This window comes from Nonomuraea sp. NEAU-A123 (assembly GCF_018603905.1).
Classification (GTDB): domain Bacteria; phylum Actinomycetota; class Actinomycetes; order Streptosporangiales; family Streptosporangiaceae; genus Nonomuraea.
The window spans coordinates 124760-145293 of sequence record NZ_JAHFZZ010000027.1 but is presented as its reverse complement, the minus strand read 5'-3'; the positions used below and the strand labels follow the sequence as shown (position 1 = coordinate 145293).

17 protein-coding genes and 1 rRNA gene are annotated in these 20534 nt (G+C 69.7%); all 18 read left to right on the top strand.

Annotated elements, in window-relative coordinates; all coding sequences use genetic code 11:
• Positions 1-115: ribosomal RNA gene (gene rrf, locus KLK06_RS50180) — 5S ribosomal RNA — on the top strand; the annotation flags it as partial.
• Positions 116-306: 191 nt separating this feature from the next.
• Positions 307-1596, top strand: coding sequence for a folylpolyglutamate synthase/dihydrofolate synthase family protein (locus tag KLK06_RS50175; protein ID WP_214642942.1), 1290 nt, complete (start codon positions 307-309; stop codon positions 1594-1596).
• A 23-nt stretch (positions 1597-1619) separates the two neighbouring features.
• The gene (locus KLK06_RS50170; RefSeq protein ID WP_250907281.1) at positions 1620-1934 is read left to right on the top strand and encodes a DUF4233 domain-containing protein; all 315 of its coding nucleotides are present in this window, start codon (positions 1620-1622) and stop codon (positions 1932-1934) included.
• An 11-nt stretch (positions 1935-1945) separates the two neighbouring features.
• On the top strand, positions 1946-3796 hold the full coding sequence (locus tag KLK06_RS50165) for a hypothetical protein (RefSeq protein ID WP_214642929.1): 1851 nt from the start codon (positions 1946-1948) through the stop codon (positions 3794-3796).
• Positions 3797-4425: 629 nt separating this feature from the next.
• The gene (gene ndk, locus KLK06_RS50160; RefSeq protein ID WP_214642928.1) at positions 4426-4836 is read left to right on the top strand and encodes a nucleoside-diphosphate kinase; all 411 of its coding nucleotides are present in this window, start codon (positions 4426-4428) and stop codon (positions 4834-4836) included.
• A gap of 458 nt (positions 4837-5294) precedes the next feature.
• Positions 5295-6326: a rod shape-determining protein gene (locus KLK06_RS50155; RefSeq protein ID WP_214642927.1), complete on the top strand. Its 1032-nt coding sequence runs from the start codon at positions 5295-5297 to the stop codon at positions 6324-6326.
• Complete coding sequence (mreC, locus tag KLK06_RS50150) at positions 6326-7204, top strand: rod shape-determining protein MreC (protein ID WP_214642926.1); 879 nt, start codon at positions 6326-6328, stop codon at positions 7202-7204. The genes KLK06_RS50155 and mreC overlap by 1 nt, the downstream gene beginning before the upstream one ends.
• Complete coding sequence (gene mreD / locus KLK06_RS50145; RefSeq protein WP_214642925.1) at positions 7201-7668, top strand: rod shape-determining protein MreD; 468 nt, start codon at positions 7201-7203, stop codon at positions 7666-7668. Before mreC ends, mreD begins: the two co-directional genes overlap by 4 nt.
• Positions 7665-9851 carry a penicillin-binding protein 2 gene (mrdA, locus tag KLK06_RS50140; protein ID WP_214642924.1) on the top strand — a complete coding sequence of 729 codons (2187 nt, stop codon included), beginning with the start codon at positions 7665-7667 and terminating at the stop codon, positions 9849-9851. The genes mreD and mrdA overlap by 4 nt, the downstream gene beginning before the upstream one ends.
• Positions 9848-11014 carry a rod shape-determining protein RodA gene (gene rodA, locus KLK06_RS50135; RefSeq protein ID WP_250907280.1) on the top strand — a complete coding sequence of 389 codons (1167 nt, stop codon included), beginning with the start codon at positions 9848-9850 and terminating at the stop codon, positions 11012-11014. The genes mrdA and rodA overlap by 4 nt, the downstream gene beginning before the upstream one ends.
• A 4-nt stretch (positions 11015-11018) precedes the next feature.
• Complete coding sequence (locus tag KLK06_RS50130) at positions 11019-11198, top strand: hypothetical protein (RefSeq protein ID WP_214642923.1); 180 nt, start codon at positions 11019-11021, stop codon at positions 11196-11198.
• A 20-nt stretch (positions 11199-11218) separates the two neighbouring features.
• Entirely contained in the window at positions 11219-13129 is a 1911-nt protein-coding gene (locus KLK06_RS50125) for a TIGR03960 family B12-binding radical SAM protein (protein WP_214642922.1), read from the top strand.
• Between the two features lie 149 nt (positions 13130-13278).
• Entirely contained in the window at positions 13279-14046 is a 768-nt protein-coding gene (locus tag KLK06_RS50120) for a TIGR03936 family radical SAM-associated protein (protein WP_214642921.1), read from the top strand.
• Between the two features lie 143 nt (positions 14047-14189).
• Positions 14190-17000, top strand: coding sequence for an Rne/Rng family ribonuclease (locus KLK06_RS50115; RefSeq protein WP_214642920.1), 2811 nt, complete (start codon positions 14190-14192; stop codon positions 16998-17000).
• Positions 17001-17201: 201 nt separating this feature from the next.
• On the top strand, positions 17202-17504 hold the full coding sequence (rplU, locus tag KLK06_RS50110; protein ID WP_103963887.1) for a 50S ribosomal protein L21: 303 nt from the start codon (positions 17202-17204) through the stop codon (positions 17502-17504).
• A 15-nt stretch (positions 17505-17519) separates the two neighbouring features.
• Positions 17520-17777, top strand: a complete 258-nt coding sequence (rpmA, locus tag KLK06_RS50105) for a 50S ribosomal protein L27 (RefSeq protein WP_090773491.1) — start codon at positions 17520-17522, stop codon at positions 17775-17777.
• A gap of 182 nt (positions 17778-17959) precedes the next feature.
• Positions 17960-19312 (top strand): GTPase ObgE, encoded by a 1353-nt coding sequence (obgE, locus tag KLK06_RS50100; RefSeq protein ID WP_214642919.1) that lies wholly within the window; start codon positions 17960-17962, stop codon positions 19310-19312.
• A gap of 75 nt (positions 19313-19387) precedes the next feature.
• Positions 19388-20506 carry a glutamate 5-kinase gene (proB, locus tag KLK06_RS50095; protein ID WP_214642918.1) on the top strand — a complete coding sequence of 373 codons (1119 nt, stop codon included), beginning with the start codon at positions 19388-19390 and terminating at the stop codon, positions 20504-20506.
• Positions 20507-20534: the final 28 nt, after the last annotated feature.

The window sequence follows — 20534 nt, the reverse complement described above, 5'->3', positions numbered from 1 at the left end:
CGGCGGTTATGGCGGGAAGGAAACACCCGGTTACATTCCGAACCCGGAAGTTAAGCTTCCCAGCGCCGATGGTACTGCACTCGGGAGGGTGTGGGAGAGTAGGTCACCGCCGGACAATCTTTGGTTCAGAAAGGGCTCCACGCTTACGCGTGGAGCCCTTTCTGCGTTTTAGGGGTAGTTTGCGGCAAGCACGCCGGTGGCCCCCAGGCGCCGAAACCGCTGATCATCGGGTGGCCGGCGTGGGAGAGCGCTCCGTACGGTCAGTAGGGTTGAGGAGTGGACTATCGTGCGGTTGAACGCGCGATCATGGAGCGAGGCGTCGAGTGGGACTTCGAGCCGACGCTGGACCGGATCGCGGCTCTCATGGACCTGCTCGGCTCGCCGCAGCAGGCGTACCCTGTCATACACATAGCGGGCACAAACGGTAAGACGAGCACGGCGCGCTTGACCGAGGCGCTGCTCAAGGAGCGCAACCTGCGCGTGGGGCGATTCACGAGCCCGCATCTCGTCTCGGTTCGCGAGCGCATCACCGTCGACGGGGAGCCGCTGAGCGAGGAGCGTTTCGCCCAGGCATACGAGGAGATCGCCCCTTACGTTGAGCTGGCCGACACGCAGGGCCGGCGGATCCAGTTCTTCGAGTTGCTCACGGCCATGGCCTTCGCGACCTTCGCCGACACTCCGGTGGACGTGGCGGTCGTCGAGGCGGGCATGGGCGGCTCCTGGGACGCCACGAACGTCGCGGACGGCACCGTGGCGATCATCACGCCGATCTCGCTCGACCACACCGACAGGCTCGGGCCCGACATCCCGAGCATCGCCGGGGAGAAGGCGGGCATCCTCAAGCCCGGCGCCACGGCCATACTCGCCCAGCAGGAGGTCGAAGCCGCCCAGGTGCTGATGCGGCGGGTCGCCGACGTCGGCGCGGTGGTCGCGCGTGAGGGCCTTGAGTTCGGTGTGCTGGCCCGTGAGGTGGCGATGGGCGGACAGCTGCTCACGCTACGCGGCCTCAAGGGCGTCTACGAGGAGGTCTACCTGCCGCTCTATGGCGAGCACCAGGCGAGCAACGCGGTCTGCGCGCTGGCCGCTGTGGAGGCTCTGACGGGGGGTGACGACCCGCTCGACATCGAGCTCGTACGACAGGCGTTCGCGCAGGCGTCGTCACCGGGGCGGATGGAGATCCTGCGCCGCAATCCCACGGTCGTCGTCGACGCGGCGCACAACCCGGGCGGCATGAAGGCGTCGATCGAGGCCATGCAGGAGGCGTTCGACTTCGCCAAGGTCGTCGGCGTCGTCGCGGTGATGCGTGACAAGGATGTGCACACCCTGCTCGACCTGCTGGAGCCGATTCTCGACGAGATCGTCGTCACGCGTAACTCCTCTCCCCGGTCGATGTCGCCCGCCGAGCTGGCGGCAGTGGCCATACCCCTGTTCGGCGAGGACAGGGTGCGGACCGTCGAACGCATCGACGAGGCCATCGACATGGGCATCGGCATCGCCGACGCTCAGGGCGAGTTCAGCGGCACGGGCGTGCTCATCACCGGCTCGGTCGTGACGGCGGGAGATGCCCGTCATCTGCTCAAGGCGGACGGTGTGTGATGAACTTTCAGGTCACTCCAGGCATGCGCCGGCTCGGCGCCAGCGTGCTCGGCATGGAGGCCATCGTCGCCGGATTGATTACGCCGGTGGCGATCAACAGCGGCGTCGAGACGGCGGTGGCGGTCACTGTCGGTATCGGGCTCGCGGTGCTGTGCGTGGTCGTCGCCGGGCTGCTCAAGCGGCCCTTCGCGTACGTCGCGGGCAGCATTCTGCAGGTCCTGGCCATCGGCACGGGGTTCCTCGTGCCGACGATGTTCTTCCTGGGAGTGATCTTCGCGGCGCTATGGATTACCGCGATATTCGTCGCTCGCCGTGTCGAGGGCGTGACTTCCCGCTAAAGTCGGCGAACATGGCCGTCCCCCCGATCCAGCGGTCCCTGAACGCGCCGAGCGCGGGACCCAGCGCAGGCGTCAGGTTCCCGTGGTTGCTCGACTCGGTGCTCGGGCTGCTCATCATCGTCGCGTTGCCACTGGCGATCATCGCGATCCCCAACACCGTGTCCGTGGTCTCTGGTCTGCTGCCCGACGGCTTCGACAAGCTGGCGCTGATGCGCGCGCACGGGCTGGCGCTCCCGGCGATGATTCTCACGGTGCCGCTCGCCGCGGTGGCGCTGCGCCACGTCAAGGTCCCGCACATGCTGCTCGGCGGGCTCGCCGTGCTCGCTCTGGCCGATGCCGCGGGCGGGTTCGCGGGCTCGACGTTCCTGGTCGCGGTGCTGCGGGTGTTGCACGGGGTCGGCGCGGGCCTGCTCATTCCCGCCACGCTGGTCGCGGCCTGGGAGCGTCCCATGGCGTTGCGCGCCATCTGGACCGGGATGCTGGCGTTCAGCCTGCTCACCGCCCAGGCGCTCGCGCTGTGGCCGCTCGACGACGTGGACGACTGGAGGGTCACGCTCCAGCCGTACCCACTGCTGACGGGCATCGCCCTCGCGCTGGCGGCCGTCTACTTCGTCGTCTGGCTGCTGCTGGGCCAGCGTCCGATGCCCATGCCGCGGGCCAGCGAATCCAGCCGCCTGCTGCTCGCGAGCGTGCCCGCGGTGGGCATCGCCGTGGTCGCCATCAGCACCGCGAGTGAGGAGTGGGGGGCCGGTCTGGTCATCCTGCTGGCCGTGCTGGCGATCGTGGCGCTGCTCGTGATGGCCTACCTCGGCAGCCGCGAGGGACGCACGCTGGCGTACGTCATGGTCGCGGTCGGCATCGTGCTGCTGCCGAGCCTGGCTCAGGTCACGTATGTAGAGATGCGCGGCCTCGGCGGTCCAGGCTTGCTCGGCGGGCCGGGCATGACCGGGCTGTGGATCCCGTTCCTGGTGGCGGGCCTGCTGGCGCTGGCCGCAGCCGTGGCGGTGCGGCTGTTCGCCGGAGCGCGGTGGCTCGTGCCGCTGGGGCTGCTGGCGATGGTGGTCGGCCTGTGTTCGGTGCGGGTCGTGGTGCCGGCGGCCGATGGGCTCGTGCTGGTGATCCCGTTCACGCTGCTGGCGGCGGGTGCGGCGGTGGCGCTCACGTCCGCGCTCAGCCAGGCGGGCATCGGGGCGGCGCTGTTCGGGCTGGCGCTGTGTTTTCCCGGTGTTCTGGCTGGTTATCTGCTGGCCACCGGGGTGCAGTTGAAGATGCTGCGTGGGGTCACGGTGGCGCAGCAGCTGGTGGACCGGTTCGTGGGCACGTTGCATCTGTGGTCGCTGATCGGCGGGTTTCTGGTGGTGGCGGTCATCGTCCTGGCCGAGTTGTTCACGCGGCGGGCGGCTCCGGTGGTTGAGGCGTCGTCGGTGGACGGTGAGGCGGCTTCTTCGTCCGATGATCTGGCTTCTTCGCCGGGTGCGGAGGTCGCTGGGGAAGCCTCGGAGGCTGCGGCGGAGTCCCGTGCGCTGGGGGGTGACGAGTCTCTCCGTCGGAGACCGCGCTCCGGGGCTGATGCCGTTGAGGTGCCTGCCCAGCCGGGGGCCGGGGATGAGGATTGGCCTACTGGGGCGATACCGCGCGTTTCCGTGTCCGACCCGGGGAACGACTTCTCCGGTCGTGGGGCGGCGTCTGCCAGGGGAGAGCGGGCGTCTGGCTCTGGCGACGGCGGGGAGGCGGCCTCCAGCGCCGCTGACGGGGCGGTTGGTGGGGATGCTGCGGGTACGGAGGGGGCGGCCGAGGAGACCGGTCCGGTCCCGCCTGTCCCGCCCCAGGCTCAATCGCCCGAGGACACCGCCTCCCCGTAGGGCCGCTTCTGAGGGATGCCGCCTGACTGTGGGCCGAGCGTTCCTGGAGGTTGAGTGCCCGAAACCACAGCCTGGTGGCTGAGGCGCCGGTGAGGGCCATACAGGCGCGGTTGGGTGGATGGCACTCTGGTATCCGGGGTGCACAGATGCGGGTGGTTGGTGCGGGCTGTACGGGCGGCGCGGGTGACAGGCGCGGGTTGCCCGGGTGCGGGTTGTCCGGCGCGGATAGGTGGCGCGCCAGTGGGTGGGTCGTACAGGGTGGCGCTGGAGATCGGGTCATCCGGGGTGGCGGCGCTGGAGGTCGGGTCGTACGGGGTGGCGCGTCAGAGGGTGGGTTGTACAAGGTGGCGCGCTTGGGCCTAGCGCAGGCGCGGGTGGATGTCGTTTCGTTGAGTGAGCCGCGCGCAGTGCGGTTGGTGGCGCGACGGAGAGCGGGTCGCTCACGCTCGTACGTGGGCGTTGATGCGGCTTGATGGTGGGAAACGGGGGAGCCGTCGTGGGGCGGTAAGCTGGGCGGCAGCCACCTTGACGCGAGTGGTCTGCGTCCCGGGGCCGATTCCTCCGTGGGAGCAAGGCCGGTGCATGTGGCCGCCACTCCGACCCACACCCTGTTCGAAGGAGAACCTCAAGTGTCCGAGCGCACTCTTGTCCTGATCAAGCCCGACGGGGTGAAGCGTGGCCTCATCGGTGACGTGATCGCCCGTGTGGAGCGCAAGGGCCTGAAGGTCGCGGCGATGGACCTGCGCACTCTCGACGTCGACACCGCCAAGGCCCACTACGCCGAGCACTCCGAGCGGCCGTTCTTCGGCGAGCTGGTCGAGTTCATCACCTCGGGGCCGCTGGTCGCGCTGGTGCTGGAGGGGCCGCGCGCCGTCGAGGCGTTCCGCGCGCTGGCGGGGCTCACGGACCCGGTCAAGTCCGCGCCCGGCACGATCCGCGGCGACCACGCGCTGGAGATCGGCGAGAACATCGTCCACGGCTCCGACTCGCCCGAGTCGGCCGCGCGGGAGATCAAGATCTTCTTCCCGGACCGGTTCTAGCTCTTCCTGTTCTTCCCGAGCGCCCGCCACGATGGCGGGCGCTTTTTTTGTGCTGTTTTGCGTAGTCAAGACCCGCCGCACGGGACCGCGCGCGTCGTCGAGGTGGCCGGGTCTTTTACGATCTTGTACGGCCGGCCCGGTGAGCCCCACCCGCCGCACGGGGCCGGGGTCTGTCCAGGGGCACGCTCCTCCGGTGGAGGTGGCCGGGCGCCGTGACGTGCGCGTCGTCGGCCGTGTTCCGTGGAGAGCGCTGAGCCGGACGAGGGGTGGGTCAAAACGGTGCAAGACGGAGGACGAATGTTGTCCTGCGTGTGCGGTGACATCGGGGCTTCCGGATGGGCTCAAGAATTTGTGGGGCACAGGGGGCTCATTGCGTGCCCTGGTGGGTAACGTCACGTTACGATTCGAATTCGATCCGTAGTCATTCGCGAACGACGTTACGGAAGGCTCCGTTCCCCATGGGCAGCAAGCTCGCGTTTCTCGGCCGTGATATGGCGGTCGACCTCGGCACCGCCAACACGCTGGTCTACGTGCGCGGCCGGGGCATCGTGCTCAATGAGCCGTCGGTCGTCGCGATCAACACGGTCACGGGGAAGATCGTCGCGGTCGGCATCGAGGCCAAGCGCATGATCGGGCGGACGCCGGGCAACATCGTGGCCGTCCGGCCGCTCAAAGACGGCGTGATCGCCGATTTCGATGTCACCGAGCGGATGCTGCGATATTTCATCCAAAGGGTGCACAAGAGGCGGCACTTTGCCAAGCCGCGCATCATCATCGCAGTGCCCAGCGGCATCACGGGGGTCGAGCAGCGGGCGGTGAAGGAGGCCGGCTACCAGGCCGGGGCGCGCAAGGTCTACATCGTCGAGGAGCCGATGGCCGCGGCGATCGGCGCGGGGCTGCCGGTGCACGAGCCGACCGGCAACATGGTCGTCGACATCGGCGGCGGCACCACCGAGGTCGCCATCATCTCCATGGGCGGCGTGGTGACCAGCCAGTCGATCAGGGTCGGCGGCGACGAGCTCGACCAGGCGGTGATCACCTTCGCGAAGAAGGAATACTCCCTCATGCTCGGCGAGCGCACCGCCGAGGAGATCAAGATGGCCATCGGCTCGGCCTGCCCCATGGGTGAGGACTCGCATGCCGAGATCCGCGGCCGTGACCTGGTCAGCGGCCTGCCGAAGACGATCGTGGTGTCCGGTGAGGAGATCCGCAAGGCCACGGAGGAGCAGGTCAACACGATCATCGACGCCGTCAAGACCACGCTCGACAAGTGCCCGCCGGAGCTGTCCGGCGACCTGATGGACCGCGGCATCGCGCTCACCGGCGGCGGTGCGCTGCTCAAGGGCATGGAAGAGCGCGTCAGGGCCGAGACGGGGATGCCCGTCCACCTCGTCGAGAACCCCCTCGACTCGGTGGCGCTCGGCTCGGGCAAGTGCGTCGAGGAGTTCGAAGCGCTGCACCAGGTGCTCGTACCGGAGTCACGTCGCTGATGAGAGAGTCGCGCCGCGCCCGGCTGATCCTAGGAACGCTGCTGACGGTGGCGCTGGTCATCCTGACCGTCGACCACCGGGCCGGCGCGGCCTCGCCGCTGTGGCCACTGCGCGCGATGGGTTCCTGGTTCTTCGGCACGGTCGAGGAGGCCGGGGGCTCCGTGGTCCGGCCGGTCGGGGGCTTCTTCCACGCCATCGTCAACGCCCCCGGCGCCCAGAACGAGCTCGACCGGGTCAAGGCCGAGAACGCCAGGCTGCGGGCCGGGCTGGCCGCGGGCCGGCTCGACGCTGTCCGCTCCGCGGAGTTGAAGCGCCTGCTCGGGATGGCGGGGCTCGGCGGCTACAAGATCGTGACGGCGAACGTGCTCGCCAGGCGCGGCCAGCCCGGCTTCGAGGACGCCGTCCAGATCGACGTCGGCACCGCTGACGGCGTACGCCCCGAGATGACCGTGCTCAACGCCGACGGGCTGGTCGGCCGGGTCATCCAGGCGTCCGCCGACTCCTCGACCGTGGTGCTGATCAGCGACCCGGGCTCGGCCGCCGGGGCCAGACTCGAAGGCGGCCAGGAGATCGGCGTCGTGCACGGGGTGGGGGAGAACGGGCGGCTCGTACGGTTCCGGCTGCTGGACTCGACGGCGGCGATCAACCGTGGCGGCCGCATCGTCAGCTTCGGCTCCCAGCGCGGCGCGCCGTACGTGCCCGGGGTGCCGATCGGGGTGATCGAGCGGGTGGAGGCGACGCCGGGTGAGCTGACCCGCATCGCGTATGCCAGGCCGTACGCGGACCTGACCGCGCTCGACGTGGTCGGCGTGGTGGTGGGGGCGCCCGCGAAGAACCCGAGGGACGCCGTGCTACCACCCAAGGAGGGGCCGCGATGATAGTCGGGTTGTGCGTGCTGGCGGCGGTGTTGTTGCAGGTCATGCTGGTCAACCGGCTGGGGTTGCCGGGAGGGGGAGCGCCCGATCTGGTGCTGCTGGCCGTGGCGGCGATGGCGCTGCTGCGCGGGCCCGTGGCCGGGACGGTGATCGGGTTCTGCGCCGGATTGCTGGTCGACATCGTGCCGCCGACGGCGCATCTGGTGGGGCAGTACGCGTTCGTGTTCGCGCTGATCGGCTATGTCGCCGGGCGGGGGGTCGGCGGCCCGGCCACCACCGTCGTCCTGTGCGTGCTGATGGCGCCGCTGGTGGCCGCCGCGCTCGGCGGCCTGATCGCGGATCCGCGGGTGACCCTCTCGACTCTGACCGACCAGGTTCCGGTGACCGTCGTCTACACGCTGATCGTCTCACCGCTGGTCATCTGGCTGGTCACCCGCGACAGGCCGCAGCCGAGGTTCCCGCAATGATCAGGATGCGGACCCGGCTGGTCGTGCTCCAGGTGATCGTGATGGCGGTGCTGGCGGTGCTCAGCCTGCGGCTGTGGCAGGTACAGGTGGTGCGGGGGCAGGAGCTGGTCACCAGGGCCACGGAGACCAGGACGCGTTCGGTGATCGTGCCGGCCGTGCGCGGGCAGATACTCGACTCCTCCGGGCGGCCGCTGGTGCGCAACCAGACCTCGCTGGTCGTCTCGATCGACAGGACCGGGCTGATCAGGATGCCCGAGCAGGGCGTTCCGGTCCTGCGCAAGCTCGGTGAAGTGCTGGGCGAGCCGGTCAAGCAGCTGCAGAAGCGCATCACGCCGTGCGGGCCCGGGGTGAGCAAGCCCTGCTGGACCGGCTCTCCGTACCAGCCGATCCCGGTGGAGGAGCGGGCGGACACCCGCGAGGCGCTGCAGATCCTGGAGCGGCAGGAGGAGTTCCCCGGCGTCTCCGCCGAGGTGCAGTCCGTCAGGCAGTACCCCGGAGGCAAGGCCGGCGCGCAGATGCTCGGCTACCTGCAGCCGGTCACCGCGGCCGAGCTGGAGAAGCGCGAAGGGTTGAAGGCCGCCTTCTCCGGCGTCGATCTGGTCGGGCGCGACGGCCTCGAGTACATCTACGACGACGAACTGCGCGGCAAGGCCGGGCTGCGTCGGGTGCAGGTCGACAGGATGGGCAAGGCCATCGGGGTGGAGGAGCAGGTGGCGCCCATCAGCGGCGACACGCTGGTCACCAGCATCGACGCCCGCGTGCAGGCCCTGGCCGAGGAGGCTTTGCAGCACGCGATGAAGAACGCCCCCAAGGCGGACGGCGCCGCCGCGGTCGTGCTCGAACCCAAGACCGGGCGGGTGCTCGCGCTGGCCAGCGCACCCGGCTACGACCCGGCCGTCTGGGCGGGCGGCATCTCGGACCGCGGCTACCAGCGGCTGCTGTCGGACTCCACGGGCAAGCCGCTGGTGTCACGGGCGCTCAACGGGATGTTCGCGCCCGGCTCGACGTTCAAGGTGTCGTCGGTGACGTCGATGCTGCGGGCCGGATACCCGCTGAACGGCACGTACGACTGCCCGGGGGCGGTCATGGTGGGCGACCGGGCCTTCCACAACTTCCACGGCATCGGCCTCGGCTCCATGAACCTGCACACCGCGCTGGTCAAATCGTGCGACACGATCTTCTACAGCGCGGGCTACGCCCAGTGGCTCAAGGACGGCGGGCTCAATCCCAAGAAGACGCCGAAGGAGGTGTTCGCCAACACGGCCAAGGCGTTCGGGTTCGGCAAGCCGACGGGCATCGACCTGCCGGGCGAGTCGGCCGGGCGCATCCCCGACCGCGCCTGGAAGAAGAACATGTGGGCCCAGACCAGCGGCAACAGTTGCCGGCGCGCCAAGACCGGCTACCCGGAGGTGACCGACAAGTCGCGGGCGGAGTTCCTCAAGCGGCTGGCCAACGAGAACTGCCTCGAAGGCTTCCTGCTGCGGGCGGGCGACTCGGCCAACTTCTCGATCGGCCAGGGCGACGTGCTGGTGACGCCGCTCCAACTGGCCAGGGCGTACGCGGCGCTGGTGAGCGACGGGAAGCTGCGCAGCCCGCGCATCGGCTGGGCGACGATCCGGCCCGACGGCGCGCTGGTCAGGCGCATCGACGTGCCGGTGGTCGGCGAGCTGCCGCTGTCGAAGAAGGAACGCCTCTACATCAAGGACGCGCTCAGCGACGTGCCCTCCGACGGCACCGCGGCGGGGGCGTTCGCCGGGTTCCCGATGAACAAGGTGCGGATCGGCGGTAAGACCGGCACCGCGGAAGTGTGGGGCAAGGAGGACACCTCCTGGTTCGCCTCGTTCGCGCCAACCAACGATCCGCACTTCGTCGTGGTCGTGATGGTCTCGCAGGGCGGGATGGGCGCCTCCACCGCCGCGCCCGCCGCACGCGAGATCTACGAGGGCATCTTCGGCTTCGGTGAACACAAGAAACCCGCGCTGCCCGGGGGCCGTCCGGTGTCCAAGCTGCCGAAGATCGCGGCCGACGGCACGGTGGCCGACGGCCCAGTGGCGGACGGCACGGTCACCGAGGGCACGGTGGCGGGCAAGACGGGGACGCGCACCACGGTGGCCGACAGCACAGGGGAGGGCGGCACGGGCAAGGGCACCACGGGGGAGGGCGTCACGGAGGCAGGGGGATGATGGACCGCACGCTGATGGGCGGGCGGCGCTCGTTCGCCCGGCGGGCGGTGGGCGCGCAGTCGGCCATGTGGCGGCTCGACGGGGTGATGCTGGTCGCGGTCGCCGCGCTCTGCGTGATCGGCACGCTGCTGGTCTGGTCCTCGACCCGCACCTGGGCGCCCGGCTCGACGGGACTGGTCAAGAAGCACCTGCTCAACGTCGTTATCGGGACGCTGTTGTGCTCGGCGGTGACCGTTGTCGACCATCGCGCGATACGGGCGTACGCGCCGCTGGCGTTCCTGCTCTCCCTGGCCGGGCTGGGACTGGTGATCACGCCGCTGGGTGCGACGATCAACGGCTCGCACTCGTGGATCCTGCTGGGCGGCGGCTTCGCCGTGCAGCCGTCGGAGTTCGCCAAGCTCGGCCTGCTGCTCATCATCGCGATGCTGCTGGCCCAGCCCGGCGAGGGCACCGATCGGCCGCGCGGGCTGGACGTCGGGTTCGCGCTGTTCGCCGCGGTGCTGACGATGGGGCTGGTGATGTTGCAGCCCGACCTCGGCACCACGCTCGTGCTGGCCGTGATCACGGCTGCCGGGCTGGTGATCGCGGGTGTGCGTAAGAGGTGGATCATCCTGCTGACGCTGATCGCCGGGGCCGGGGTGTTCTGCGTGTTCGCGTTCCAGATGCTGGAGCCGTACCAGGTCGCGCGTTTTACCGCCTTTCTCGACCCGCGCGTCGATCCGCGGGGCGTCGGGTACAACAGCACGCAGTCGCTGATCGCCATCGGCTCGGGGCAACTGTTCGGCAAGGGGCTGTTCGACGGCGGGCAGACGACCGGCCGGTTCGTGCCCGAGCAGCACACCGACTTCATCTTCACGGTCGCGGGGGAGGAGTTCGGGTTCCTCGGCTCGCTCACCGTGGTGCTGCTGCTCGGCGTGGTGCTGGTGCGCGGGCTGAGGATCGCGAGGCTGTGCGACGACAGGTTCGGCACGCTGGTGGCCGGGACGATCGTGTGCTGGCTGGCCTTCCAGACGTTCGTCAACATCGGCATGACCATCGGCATCATGCCGATCACCGGGCTGCCGCTGCCGTTCGTCTCGTACGGCGGGACGGCCACGTTCGCGAATCTCATCTCGATCGGGTTGCTTCAGTCGATCAGAATCCGCGAACAGACGTTTAATTAGAAGTATGTTTCTGGCCTACTGCGACGAGTGCGAGGAGCGCTTCCTCCTGCCCGCCAGCCATGTCACAGCCGTACACAACCTCGCCGGCGGCGTCATCGCCGTCGAGCTGACCTGCTACGAGGGACACAAGATCATCGTCCTCAGCGGGAACGACATCGACATCCCGGGACCTGCCACGGTCTGAGCGCCGCTACGCTGGGTGCTATGACTGTCGAGTCGATTTTCCCCCGCCTGGAAGCGCTGCTGCCCAAGGTGCAGAAGCCCATCCAGTATGTCGGGGGTGAGCTTAACTCGACCGTGAAGGATTGGGATTCCGCCGATGTGCGGTGGGCGCTCATGTATCCGGACGCGTACGAGGTCGGACTGCCCAACCAGGGCGTCGCGATCCTCTACGAGATCCTCAACGAGTTGCCCGCCACGCTGGCCGAGCGGACCTATGCCGTCTGGCCCGACCTCGAGGCGCTCATGCGCGCCGAGGGCATACCGCAGTTCACCGTGGACGCCCATCGGCCGGTGCGCGCCTTCGACGTGCTCGGCCTGTCGTTCTCCACGGAGCTCGGCTACACCAACATGCTGAACGCGCTCGACCTGGCGGGCATCCCGCTGCTGGCCGTCGATCGGGGCGACGACGATCCGATCGTGCTGGCGGGCGGCCACGCGGCCTTCAACCCCGAGCCGATCGCCGACTTCCTCGACGCGGCCGTGCTCGGCGACGGCGAGCAGATCGCGATCGCCATCTCCGAGGTCATCCGCGAGTGGAAGGGCGAGGGCAGCCCCGGCGGGCGCGACGAGCTGCTCATGCGGCTGGCCGAGTCCGGCGGCGTCTACGTGCCGAAGTTCTACGACGTCGACTACCACCCCGACGGCCGTATCAAGCGGGTCGCGCCCAACCGGTCCGACGTCCCGTGGCGGGTGCACAAGCACACGGTCATGGACCTCGACGAGTGGCCCTACCCGAAGAAGCCGCTGGTCCCGCTGGCCGAGACCGTGCACGAGCGGTTCAGTGTGGAGATCTTCCGCGGCTGCACGCGCGGCTGCCGCTTCTGCCAGGCGGGCATGATCACCCGCCCGGTCCGCGAGCGGTCGATCACCACGATCGGCGCCATGGTCGAGAACGGCATCAAGGAGTCCGGCTTCAACGAGGTCGGCCTGCTGTCGCTGTCGTCCGCCGACCACTCCGAGATCGGCGAGGTGGCCAAGGGCCTGGCCGACCGCTACGAGGGCACCAACACCTCACTGTCCCTGCCCTCGACCCGGGTCGACGCGTTCAACATCGACCTGGCCAACGAGTTCTCCAGGAACGGCCGGCGCTCCGGCCTCACCTTCGCCCCCGAGGGCGGGTCCGAGCGCATGCGCAGGGTGATCAACAAGATGGTCACCGAGGAAGACCTGATCCGCACCGTCACCACCGCCTACTCGCAGGGCTGGCGGCAGGTCAAGCTCTACTTCATGTGCGGGCTGCCCACCGAGACCGACGAGGACGTGCTCGGCATCGCCGACCTGGCCAAGAAGGTCATCAAGGCGGGCCGCGAGATCACCGGCTCGCGCGACATCCGGTGCACCGTCTCCATCGGCGGATTCGTGCCCAAGCCGCACACGCCGTTCCAGTGGGCGAGCCAGGCCGACCACGAGACCGTCGACCGGCGGCTCAAGGCGCTGCGTGACTCGCTGCGCGGCGACAAGAATTACGGCAGGGCCATCGGCTTCCGCTACCACGACGGCAAGCCGTCGATCGTGGAGGGCCTGCTGTCGCGCGGCGACCGCCGGGTCGGCGCGGTGATCCGGGCCGTCTGGGAGGGCGGCGGGCGCTTCGACGGCTGGAGTGAGCACTTCTCCTACGAGCGCTGGATGGCCGCGGCCGAGAAGTCCGGCATCGACGTCGACTGGTACACCGTGCGAGAGCGCGAGGAGAACGAGGTCCTGCCATGGGACCACCTCGACGCCGGGCTCGACCGCGAATGGCTCTGGCAGGACTGGCAGGAGGCCGTGTCCGGGACCGAGGTCGAGGACTGCCGCTGGACTCCGTGCTACGACTGCGGCGTCTGCCCGACCATGGGCACCGACATTCAGATCGGCCCGACAGGTAAGAAACTCCTTCCGCTCACGGTGGTCTAGCCGCGCTGAGTGCGCGGTCCGTGCCTCGCCGTACATGATCCGGGACGTTGAGGCTCCGGAGCGGCATATCCTGAGACGAAGGAACTCTTACACGGGAAGGACGACCAGCTCTGAAACCTGTTCCCGATGGGCCTCCGCCCGCGCCTACGGTGCAGCGCCTGCGCGTGCGCTACGCCAAGCGCGGACGCCTGCGCTTCACCAGCCACCGCGACATCTCGCGGGCCGTCGAGAGGGCGGTCCGCCGTGCCGGCATTCCGGTGGCTTACAGTGCGGGCTTCTCACCCCATCCGAAGATCTCCTACGCGGGTGCGGCGCCGACCGGCGTCGCCAGCGAGGCCGAATACCTCGAGATCGGCGTCACGGAGCCGTGCGAACCCGGACGGATCCGTGATGACCTGGACGGCTCGCTGCCGCCCGGTCTCGACGTGCTCGACGTCGTAGAGGCCACCGTTGGTGGGCTGGCCGACCGCTTGGAGGCATCTGAGTGGGATGTGCGGTTGCCCGGCGCCGACTGGGAGCTCGCGGAGACGGCGGTGGCGAAATTCCTCGCCGCCGAGGCCGTGGAGGTCGAACGCCTTACCAAGAAGGGGCCCCGACGCTTCGACGCCCGGGAGGCGGTACTGAGGCTCGAGGTGCCCGAGGGGACAGACAGAACCGCAGCTCAGGTGCCCGGACAGTCGTGTGTCATACTGCGCATGGTTGTTCGGCACGTGATTCCTGCCGTACGACCCGACGATGTGCTCACAGGGCTACGCCTTGTGGCCGACTTCGCGCCGCCGGTTCCCCCCGAGGTGACCAGGCTGGCGCAGGGGCCGCTTGACGCCAGCACCGGTGCGCTTGCCGACCCGCTCGACCTGGACCGCGACATTACGCGCGGCGGCGAGGCGGGTTCGGCGGGTGAGCACGTCGACGGTTAAGGACGTGCCTTGCGTGAGCGGGGTACGACCGCTGACAGGACTTGGCGCCTGTGCCCCTTCCGAGGGGTGCGGGCGGACAACGAGACACGAGAGCTCCTGCGCGGCGCGGCGACGCGCCCGGGGGCTGACGGGAGAGCGCCCGCATGCTCGAGAACGAGCCCAACGGCGGGGCCAACGGCCCCGGCGGGGAGACAACTGAACAGCCCGCGGTGACCAGGCGTCGCCGTTCCGCAAGCCGGCCGGCGGGACCGCCGCCCGAGCTGCCCGAGGAGCCGTCCGTGACGGCCCCAAGCGTGACCACGGCCACGGTCCCGGCCAGTACGGCCGAGCCCGCGAGTCCGGTCGAGGCCGCCGTGGCGCAGGCCGTTGACGGCGCCGTGGCGCAGGCCACCGATACCACTACTGAAGACAAGCCCAAGAGGGCTGCGAGGACCCGGTCGACGGCGACGACGACGCGCCGCCGCACCAGCAAGAAGGCCGCGGAGGCGGAAGCCGCCGGTGAGGTCACGGAGAGCGCGCAGGACACCAGCGGTGGGGTCCCCGACGTCGTGACCGGCACCGGCGATGAGCCCGCGAGTGCCCTGGACGCGGCTGAGGGGGGTGAGCAGGCCGTCGAGGCCGCTCCGCCCAAGCGTCGCCGCACCCGTAAGAAGACAGAGCCTGAGACGGCCGCTGAGAGCGTCGAGGCGGATGCGGGACGGTCCGCCGAGGTCGCGGCGGGCGTCGGTGAGGTGGCCGCCGAGCGGTCCGGCAGCGCCGACGCCGATGAGGACGTCATCGAGCTCCTGCCCGAGGACGAGCCGCTGGACGACGAGCCCGCCGGCGAGGACCTCGACGAGGACGACCGGCCGAGCCTGCTCGCCGACCCGTTCGGCCTGTCCGCGCGCGCGCAGCGCGAGCAGGGCACCGCGTTCCAGCGCCCGGCCGCCATCTTCGCGCCGCTGTTCCAGGCCCCGGACCCGACCCAGGCCAAGCCCGCCGTGACCCGGCGTCCCGAGCCGCAGCCGCAGCCCGAGCCACCGGCCCCCGAGCCCGAGGAGGCCGCGGAGGCGGTCACGGACGAGGAGGCCGACACCGCCGACGACGAGCAGGAGGAGGAGGGCGGCAGCCGCCGCCGTCGCCGCCGCCGTGGCGGAAGGGGCCGTGGCAAGGCGCGCGAGCGTGACGACTCCGACGACGAGTCCGATGAGTCCGACGAGGACCAGGGCGACGAGCCGCAGGAAGAAGAGGCGTCCAGCTCCCGCCGCCGGCGCCGGCGCAGGCGTCGCGGTGCCGACGACGGCGCCGAGCCCGCCGTCGACGACCCGCCCAACACCGTCGTGCGCATCCGCGCGCCCCGCACGGGCCGCGCGGCCGCGCACGACGTCTCCGCCGACGGCGTGCAGAGCGTGCGCGGCTCCACCAGGCTCGAGGCCAAGAAGCAGCGCCGTCGTGAGGGCCGCGAGCTCGGCCGCCGGCGTCCGCCGATCATCACCGAGTCGGAGTTCCTGGCCAGGCGTGAGTCGGTCGACCGGATGATGGTGGTGCGCCGCCAGGGCGACCGCACGCAGATCGCGGTGCTGGAGGACGGCGTGCTCGTCGAGCACTACGTCAACCGCGAGGCCAGCCAGTCCTACGTCGGCAACGTCTACCTCGGCAAGGTGCAGAACGTGCTGCCGTCGATGGAGGCCGCCTTCGTCGACATCGGCAAGGGCCGCAACGCCGTCCTGTACGCCGGCGAGGTGAACTTCGACACCGCGGGACTGGAAGGCCAGCCCAAGCGCATCGAGGCGGCGCTGAAGTCCGGCCAGTCGGTGCTGGTGCAGGTCACCAAGGACCCGATCGGCCACAAGGGCGCCCGCCTGACGTCGCAGATCAGCCTGCCGGGCCGCTACCTGGTGTACGTGCCGGACGGCTCGATGACCGGCATCAGCCGCAAGCTGCCCGACAAGGAGCGCACCCGGCTCAAGAGCATCCTGAAGAAGGTCATGCCCGAGAACGCCGGCGTCATCGTGCGTACGGCCGCGGAGGGCGCTTCTGAGGACGAGCTGGCCCGCGACGTGGCCCGCCTGTCGGCGCAGTGGGAGGCCATCCAGAAGAAGGCCAAGTCGGCCAGTCCGCCCGAGCTGCTCTCGGCCGAGCCGGACCTGACCGTCCGGGTGGTCCGCGACGTCTTCAACGAGGACTTCACCTCGCTGGTGGTGCAGGGTGAGGAGGCGTGGGAGACGGTCGACGAGTACGTCAAGTACGTCGCGCCGCACCTCGGCGAGCGCCTGTCCAAGTGGGACATCGAGCAGGGCGACGTGTTCGAGTCGTACCGGATCGACGAGCAGCTCAGCAAGGCGATGGACCGGAAGGTCTGGCTGCCCAGCGGCGGCTCGCTGGTGATCGACCGCACTGAGGCGATGAGCGTCGTCGACGTCAACACCGGCAAGTTCACCGGGCAGGGCGGCAACCTCGAAGAGACCGTCACCCGCAACAACCTGGAGGCGGCGGAGGAGATCGTCCGCCAGCTCAGGCTCCGCGACATCGGCGGCATCATCGTGATCGACTTCATCGACATGGTGCTGGAGTCCAACCGTGACCTGGTGCTGCGGCGGCTGCTGGAGTGCCTGGCGCGCGACAGGACCAAGCACCAGGTGGCGGAGGTGACCTCGCTGGGTCTGGTCCAGATGACGCGTAAGCGGGTCGGTCAGGGGCTGCTGGAGGCCTTCTCCACGCCGTGTGAGTGCTGCAACGGGCGGGGTCTGATCGTCTCCACGGAGCCGGTCGAGTCCAAGCCCGAGCCACGCGGCACCCAGGGCAAGATGGCCGTCGAGAAGGCGGTCTCGGACAAGGTCTCCGCGGCCAAGGACTCCGGCAGCCGTGATACCGTGACCGATGCGCTTGAAGACGTCCCGGCTGAGGACGACCAGGCGGGTCAGACTTCCGGCAGGGGGCGGCGACGCTCCCGCCGAGCAAAGTCAGCCGAGTAGCCAGGCGCTCCCGCAAGGGAGCGCTCCTCGGCGGACTACCCCGACGATCCGTCCGGTTCGACCAGGGCACCGTTAATCCGGTACTCTTGAGAATCGGTGCGTCCAGCGGCGTGCCCTGTTCGCGCGCCTACTCGGTTCGTCGGTTCCAGACAGCACCGAATGCCGGGCGCAGCATTCAGAAGTCAGTAGAAGGGTTCCGCGGTGTACGCGATCGTTCGTTGCGGCGGCAGGCAGCAGAAGGTCTCCGTCGGTGACGTCCTCGAGGTGGACAAGGTCGCCGGCGAGGTCGGCTCTTCGGTTTCGCTGCCCACGGTGCTCGTCGTCAACGACGGCGATGTGACCACGGAGGCGGGCAAGTTCATGGTGAGCGCCGAGATTCTCGGTGAGACCAAGGGCCCGAAGATCCGCATCCTCAAGTACAAGAACAAGACCGGTTACAAGAAGCGCCAGGGTCACCGTCAGCGGTACACCCAGGTGAAGATCACCGGTATCGACCAGGCCTGATCGGGAGCTAGAGAGATGGCACACAAGAAGGGCGCGTCGTCCACCCGGAACGGCCGTGACTCCAACGCCCAGCGCCTGGGCGTCAAGCGCTTCGGCGGCCAGCTGGTCAACGCGGGCGAGATCATCGTCCGGCAGCGTGGCACGCACTTCCACCCCGGCGACAATGTCGGGCGCGGTGGCGACGACACGTTGTTCGCGCTGGCCGCCGGCCACGTGCAGTTCGGTCTCAAGCGCGGACGCCGCGCCGTGAGCATCGTTCCGGTGGCGGAGTAGATTTTTTAGAGTTTCCTGCTCAGGGGCGGATCGGGTTCTCGATCCGTCCCTGAGTGCGTTTTCGGGGTGTACGGCTCAGCGCGGTGGACGTGGCCGGGTGCGGTGACGTGCGCGTTCTTGGCCCCGGTCCGCGGACTGGGTTATGTGATGGGCCTTGATCGGCCTAGGAGGAGGGGGCCGGGATGGCTGACTTTGTGGACCAAGTGGTGCTGCATATCAAGGCGGGTGACGGGGGCAACGGGTGTGCGTCCGTTCACCGGGAGAAGTTCAAGCCGCTGGGCGGGCCCGACGGCGGTAACGGCGGGCGCGGCGGCGCGGTGATCCTTGAGGTGGATCCCAGCACCTCCACGCTGCTCGAATACCACCACAGGCCACATCGCAAGGCCGACAACGGGAAGCAGGGCCAGGGGTCCAACCGGGACGGGGCCAACGGCGGGGATGTGATCATTCCCGTGCCCAACGGGACGGTCGTCAAGGACGCCGACACCGGTGAGGTGATCGTCGACCTGGTGGGCGTCGGGACCCGCTACGTCATCGCCGAAGGCGGTCACGGAGGGCTCGGTAACGCGGCGCTGGCCTCCACGCGGCGCAAGGCGCCCGGGTTCGCGTTGCTCGGGGAGCCGGGGGACGCGCTCGACATCATGCTGGAGCTCAAGAGCGTCGCCGACGTGGCGCTCGTCGGGTTCCCCAGCGCGGGGAAGTCCTCGCTGATCGCGGCCCTGTCCGCGGCCCGGCCGAAGATCGCCGACTACCCGTTCACCACCCTGATCCCCAACCTGGGCGTGGTGACCGCGGGTGACAACATCTTCACCGTCGCCGACGTGCCGGGGCTGATCCCGGGGGCGTCACAGGGCAAGGGGCTCGGGCACGAGTTCCTGCGCCACGTCGAGCGGTGCGACATGCTGGTTCATGTCATCGACTGCGCCACCATGGAGCCGGGACGCGACCCGATCACCGACTACGAGGTGATCGAGGCCGAGCTCGAGGCGTACGGCAAGCTCGAAGACCGCCCCCGCATGGTCGTCCTGAACAAGGCCGACGTGCCCGACGCCCGTGAGCTGGCCGATCTGGTCAGGGGCGAGTTCGAGGAGCGGGGGCTGCGGGTGTTCACCGTCTCGGCCGCCACCCACGACGGGCTGCGGGAGCTGACGTTCGCGATGGGCGAATGGGTGGCCGCCGCCAGGGCCGCCAAGCCCGTCGAGGAGCCCACGCGCCTGGTGCTCAGGCCCAAGCAGCTCGGCGAGGCCGGGTTCAGCGTCCGCCGGGTCAACGACAACCTCTTCCAGATCACCGGCGAGAAGCCCGAACGCTGGATCAGGCAGACCGACTTCACCAACGACGAGGCCGTCGGCTACCTGGCCGACCGGCTGGAGCGGCTCGGTGTCGAGGCGCAACTGGTCAAGGCCGGGGCCACCGCGGGCGCCGAGATCGTCATCGGGCCGATGGAGGGCGGGTACGTCTTCGACTGGCAGCCCACGCTCAACGCCGAGTCCGTACGACAGGGACCGCGCGGCTCCGACAACAGGTTCGGCTAGAGACGCCGCAGCGGCGGCCTCAGGCCCGGGAAACCGGGCGGAGGCGGGTGGCCGGGCTCAGATAGGCTTCGAAGCGTGCGGGAACAGATCAGCTCAGCGTCAAAGGTCGTCGTCAAGGTCGGTTCGTCGTCGCTCACCACCCCCCAGGGGACGATCGACGTCGACCGGGTCGATGCCCTGGTCGATGTGCTGGCCGCCCGCCGCCGCGCCGGGACGCAACTGGTCCTGGTCTCCTCGGGGGCGATCGCGGCGGGCCTGGGCCCGCTGGGGCTGCCCGCGCGCCCCCGCGACCTGGCCACCCAGCAGGCCGCCGCGTCCGTCGGCCAGGGCGTGCTGGTCGCCCGCTACACCTCCTCCTTCGCCCGCTACAGCCTGCGCGTCGGACAGGTGCTGCTGACCGCCGACGACATGATGCGCCGCGCGCACCACGCGAACGCCCAGCGCACCCTCAACCGGCTGCTGGAGCTCGGCATCGTGCCGATCGTCAACGAGAACGACACCGTCGCCACGGACGAGATCCGCTTCGGCGACAACGACCGCCTGGCGGCCCTGGTCGCCCACCTCATCCACGCCGACGCGCTGGTCCTGCTCTCCGACGTGGACGCCCTCTACAACGGCCCGCCGAGCCGCAGCGGGTCGCGGCGGCTGGCCGAGATCCGCGGCCCCGAAGACCTGGTCGGCGTCGAGCTGGGCAAGAACGGCGCGGCCGTCGGCACCGGCGGCATGGTCACCAAGGTGCAGGCCGCCAGGATCGCCACCGGCGCCGGGGTGCCCGTCGTGCTGACCGCCGCCGCGCACGCCGCCCAGGCGCTGGCCGGGGCCGATATCGGGACATATTTCCACCCGGGTGGCCGCCACCCCGGCACCCGGCTGCTCTGGCTCGCCCACGCGACCACGGGACGCGGGCGGCTGCTGCTCGACGACGGCGCGGTGGAGGCCATCGTCGCCAGGCGCAAGTCGTTGCTGCCCGCCGGGGTCACCTCGGTGGAGGGCGACTTCGCGGCCGGAGACCCGGTGGACCTGTGCGGGCCGCGCGGTGGAGTGGTGGCGCGCGGGCTCGTCAACTTCGACGCGGGAGAGATCCCCGGGCTGCTCGGCCGCTCGACCCGAGACCTGGGCAACGAGCTCGGTCCGGAATACGAACGCGAGCTGATCCACCGCGACGACATCGTCATACTGGAAGCCCACAACTAAGCAGCGGGGGTGCTGAGACTACCCCGCA